Origin of the sequence: Methylibium sp. T29 (assembly GCF_000576205.1) — a bacterium.
Classification (GTDB): domain Bacteria; phylum Pseudomonadota; class Gammaproteobacteria; order Burkholderiales; family Burkholderiaceae_C; genus Methylibium; species Methylibium petroleiphilum.
Map to the genome: position 1 here is coordinate 1 of NZ_AZND01000541.1, position 996 is coordinate 996.

The following is a 996-nucleotide window of genomic DNA, read 5'->3' on the forward strand; positions in this document are numbered from 1 at the left end:
CCTGCTCGAGCAGGCGCGGGCTCGCCACCGGCGTCAGCGTCTCGCCGAACAGCCGCACGGCGCCGGCCGGGGCGCGCTGCGCGCTGCAGTAGCGGATCACGATCTCGACCTCGGGGTCGTCCAGGTCGGCCAACCGGTCGTTGGCGTCGATGCGGATGTCGAGGTCGGGGTGGTCGCGCTGGTAGGCCTCGATGCGCGGCAGCAGCCACAGCGAGGCGAACGACGGGAAGGTGTTGAGGTTCACGCCGCGCCGGCCGCGCGCGCTGCGGATCTGGCGCACGCCGGCATCGAGCCGCTCCAGCGCCGGCGTCACCGCAGCGAGCAGCGCGACACCGTCGCCGGTGAGGGCGACGCTGCGGGTGCCGCGGGTGAACAGCGAGCTGCCGACCTCGTCCTCCAGCGACTGGATCTGGCGGCTGATGGCCGGCTGCGTGAGGTGCAGCTCCTCGGCCGCGGCACGGAAGCTGAGGTGGCGCGCGACGGCCTCGAAGGCGCGGATCGGGCCGACGGCGAGCGGGCGCTGGCGTGAGGTATTCATGCGTTCATGTCATCAATTGGGGCCGCGATCTCATTGGATCGTGGGCCGGTTCTTCACGATGATATGACGCATGGATCCACCAATACAGGGTCCGAGGGAGCACGACATGAGCATGCAGCAATCGCAAGAATCGATGGGCCGGACCGACCCCGTCTGGCGGCTGGTCCGAGGCCAGACGCTGCGCCTGCAGGCCGCCCGCAACACCCGCTGGCTGCGGCTGCGCGAAGGCCGGCTCTGGGTGACCGCCGAGGGCCGTCTCGGCGGGCAGATCCCGGAAGACTGGTGGCTCGCGGCCGGCCAGAGCCTGCGCCTGCCGGCCGGCACCGAGGTGCTGGCCGAGGGTTGGTCGGTGGCCAGTTTCGAGGTGCTGGAAGAGCCGGCGGCCTGAGGCATCCGGCGACCGCGTCGGCCTACCGGGCCGGCTTGCGGCGGCGTGGTGCGGCGGCGGGCTTGCGGAC

General features: G+C 72.1%; 2 protein-coding genes. One reads left to right on the forward strand and one right to left on the reverse strand.

Annotated features, from left to right (window positions below):
* A partial coding sequence (locus tag x551_RS22670) for a LysR family transcriptional regulator (protein WP_036251958.1) occupies window positions 1–538 on the reverse strand: 538 nt, incomplete at its 3' end.
* Window positions 539–644: 106 nt separating this feature from the next.
* On the opposite strand from x551_RS22670, the gene x551_RS22675 reads away from it, so the two are divergent.
* Entirely contained in the window at window positions 645–926 is a 282-nt protein-coding gene (locus x551_RS22675; protein WP_051512313.1) for a DUF2917 domain-containing protein, read from the forward strand.
* Window positions 927–996: the final 70 nt, after the last annotated feature.